Here is a 3,528-nt window from a genome sequence, read left to right as displayed (position 1 = left end):
AGGCCAAGGCCCAGCGGAAGTCCGGCACTCCCAAACAGGGCGTTGATGCGTGGCAGGTGCTGCGGAGGGCAGCGGTGCAGGAGAAGGGCTGCGCCGACTCAAGCGGTGACGACCGGTCCACCCCAGTCGAGGTGGAGACATCGCAGCGGTCTGATGAGGTAATCCGAGACGAGCGGAAAGAGGCATGGACGACGCTGTTGAATGCAGCAGATGAGTGTCTGCCCGCGTACAGGAACCTTCGCTGGGAAGGCGAACAAGAGGCCGCCGACCAAGCACGTCACAGCCTGAAGCGGGCAAACACCATGGCAAGGCAGGCTGGGCCGTCGGCCATGATGCCCGCGATCGACGCCATGCTGACGCCTCTTGAGAGGCTGTACCACCGTGCCGTTGATCAGGGAGAGCGGGTGCGAGCACAGCAGGCGCTGCAGGAAGCACGAGCCGGAGGGAACATCAGAGGTAGGTCTCGCCTTCGGTGCACTGCTGGACCTCAACTCCGCAGTGAGGGCCAAGGGGCGCAACGATGTCCTCGACGAGCGCCAGAAAGCCGAACAAGCCCTCCAAGCGCTGGTGTCGTCAGGAGTGCTGGAACAGTGCCACGTTTCCGGACTCCTGCGCGAGGCGATGGACGAGGGCCGGTTCGGGTTCGGTTCGGATTCCAAGTCCACGGTCCACGCCCAGGACTACCGTCAAGCGCGCGAGATGTCCCGTCTCATTGGATCTAGCTCTCGGCCAGTGCTTTTAGCAGGCATGATGCATCGTGAGGTGAGACGGTCCGAGGCTGACGTCTCAGTTCTTCGTGTTCGCCAACTGTGAGTGGGCGACGGTGTCTCAGTTCATCGTGTCCACGGGTGTGAAGCCTCCCTGTGAGATCGGGCGGGAGGTTCTGGCGCTCGGTTCCGAGCGGCGATTTCCCGGTGCGGTCGTGGTCAATGCCGAGGTAGGGCCGACTCGCCAGCAGAATCCCTGTAATTACTCGTCGGCAGGTCTCGGGTTCGCCGGATCGGGGAGAAGAGCAGGATCAGTGCGGCGAGCGGGACTCCCGCTGTCGTGATGGCCATGGCGGTGCGGAGGCCGAGCGCGGTTCCGAGCGCGCCGCCGAGCAGTGCTCCGATGGGGATCGTTCCGTAGCTGAGGAATGCTGTGCTTGCGGTGAGGCGACCGAGGAGATGCGGCGGACAGTAGCGTTGCTGGAAGCTCGCCTTGATGATGTTGCCGGCCACGACGCCCGCGGAGACGCTGAAGCCGCCTGTCACAAAGAGCAGGATCCCGGCTCCGCCGACGGTCAGCGGGATCAGCAGTCCGAGCATGGGAAGTCCCAGTTCGAACAGCAGTGTCGCGCGAGCCGTGCCGATCCGGTGGGCGACCCGGCGTGCGACGAATGCCCCGGCCACGCCTCCGGCGCTAGTGGCCGCGATGAGTGCGCCGACCGTCCCTGGGCTCAGGCCGACGCTCCGGACCAGGAAGACCACTTGGATTGACTGGTATCCCATAAGGGCCAGGTTGGAGGCGGCTCCGAAGAGTGTGAACGTGCGGAACCAGGGGTCGACGGCGATCAGCCGCAGGCCTTCGCGGACTTCACTGACCAGTGACTTGGGGCGATGTTCGGTTCTGGTGATGGGTGGCTCGCGATGTCGGATGCCTGCGAGGCAGAGGAGGGAGACGAGGAATGTGGCGGCGTTGGCGAACATCCCGTTCACCGCACCTGCCAACTGTGCGATCAGGCCGCCGGAGCCGAGCCCGGCAATCTGCGCGGCGGATGCGCTGCCGTGCAGTTTGGCGTTGCCCTCGGGCTGGTCATCGGGTTCCAGAAGGCTGGGGAGGTAGGCGCTGTAGGCGGTCTGGAAGAACACCGCTGCCGTGCCCGTCAGCAGGGCGACGGCCAGCAGTAGCCCGATACTCAACCAGCCGGACCATGTGGCGACCGGGACGCTGGCGAAGAGTAAGAGGGAGATCGCGGCGGAGGCCAGCATGATTGGTCTGCGCCGCAGCCGGTCCACCCAGGCACCGACCGGGAGACCGATGATCAGCCAAGGGGCCCAGGCGGCGGCGCTCAGCAGGCCGACGTCGAACGTGTTGGCGTGCAGGGTGGAGACGGCGACCAGCGGCATCGCCACCCCGGTGACGGACGCGCCGAATTTGCCCGCGGTTTCGCCGCACCACAGCAGGCGGAAATCGCGGTGGCGGTGCAGGAGGCCGCCGCGTATGCCGTGGCTCATGCGGTGCCACGCTCGTTGCGGGGGAAGGACTGGAGCTGCACGACGACAGGGAGCGCGTCCGGGGCGGGCTCGGCGTCCGGCGCAGGGGTATGGCGGGCGATGACGGCCATCAGCTCCGCGTTGAGCGCCTCCAGCTGAATCGGGGTCATCCGCAGGTCACTCCAGTCCGAGACGGTGCCGGCGCTCCGCCACGTGTCGTCCCAGTCCTCGCTGATGTAGTTCACGACCCGGCTGAAGTACTGCTGCACCAGTTCGTGCAGGTAGACCGAGAGCGCGCCCCGGGTGTCGGGATCGTCGCGGAAATCGGCAGTGTTCAGCTCATTCGTGACGTCGACCCTTCTCCACCAGCGTTCGCGTTTCGTGCCCCGTCCGGTTTCCTCCTCGATGAAGCCGTGCTCGGCGAGGTGGCGCAAGTGCCAACTGATGGTGCCGGTGTTCTCCCCGAGGCGTTCAGCGAGCCTGGTGGAGGTGGCGGGGCCGTCCAGACTGAGCAGTTCGAAGATGTTCATCCGCAGCGGATGGGCCAGCCCTCGCAGGCTGCGTGCATCGAGGCGCCGGGCGGGCTTGGCGGGCTGTGGCGTGTGTTCGGGTTCGTCGGACATGCCAACAGCGTAAGTTGCAGAGTTTCTCTGCATAGGAGTCTATGCAGAGAAGACTCTGCGTAGATTCACCGCAGCTTGACGTGGCCCCGCTGTCGGCTCGGTGGACCGTCTGGGGGGGGCGAGCTAGGAACGAGGAAGCATTCGACGAGAGCTTCACTTCACGGCTTTGAGCGTGATGTAGCGGTAGATGGTGGCGGGTGCGGCTTTGAAGGTGCGAGCGATCTTCCGGACGGGGACGCCGGATTCGTAGAGCTGTTGTGCCTGTTCGATCTGCTCGGTGGTGAGCGTGGGGGCCGTCCGCCGGTCTTGCCGCGGGCGGCGGCCAGGCCGTCGTTGGTGGCGGCGAGTACGAACTCGTGGTGCAGGGTGGCGAAGACGGACATCATGCCGAAGAAGTCCCGTCCTTCGAGGGTGTTGCTGTCGATGTTCTGCTCGACGGCGTAGAGGCGGATGCCGCGGTTGCGCAGGTCGGTGCCCACGATGATGAGGTTCTGGACGGAGTAGGAGAGCCGGTCGAGCCGGGAGACCGTGATGGTGTCGCCGGAGCGGAGCCTGGGCAGCAGCAGATCCCGCTCGGGCCATGCGGCTTTGTGGCCGTTCGTGCGCTCGATGTAGATGTCCTCTTCCGCAATGTTGGCGCGCATGAGTGTGTTGATCTGCGGGACGGGGCTCTGGCCTGCGGCCGTGCGGACGTAGCCGATGACGGCCGG

3 protein-coding genes and 1 pseudogene are annotated in these 3,528 nt (G+C 65.7%); all 4 read right to left on the bottom strand.

Features of this window, described 5'->3' with window-relative positions; genetic code table 11:
- Positions 1–926 precede the first annotated feature (926 nt).
- Entirely contained in the window at positions 927–2,216 is a 1,290-nt protein-coding gene (locus NQU54_RS48205; protein WP_257636596.1) for an MFS transporter, read from the bottom strand.
- Complete coding sequence (locus NQU54_RS48200; protein WP_257636595.1) at positions 2,213–2,818, bottom strand: ArsR/SmtB family transcription factor; 606 nt, start codon at positions 2,816–2,818, stop codon at positions 2,213–2,215. Before NQU54_RS48200 ends, NQU54_RS48205 begins: the two co-directional genes overlap by 4 nt.
- A 153-nt stretch (positions 2,819–2,971) precedes the next feature.
- Entirely contained in the window at positions 2,972–3,088 is a 117-nt protein-coding gene (locus NQU54_RS50495) for a helix-turn-helix domain-containing protein (protein ID WP_372506434.1), read from the bottom strand.
- A gap of 50 nt (positions 3,089–3,138) precedes the next feature.
- Positions 3,139–3,519: pseudogene (locus NQU54_RS48195) on the bottom strand (recombinase family protein); the annotation flags it as partial.
- Between the last annotated feature and the right edge of the window lie 9 nt (positions 3,520–3,528).

The sequence above is a fragment of the Streptomyces malaysiensis subsp. samsunensis genome (assembly GCF_024519315.1).
In the GTDB taxonomy this organism is placed as follows: domain Bacteria; phylum Actinomycetota; class Actinomycetes; order Streptomycetales; family Streptomycetaceae; genus Streptomyces; species Streptomyces malaysiensis.
This window is presented reverse-complemented; position numbering and strand designations above follow the sequence as displayed.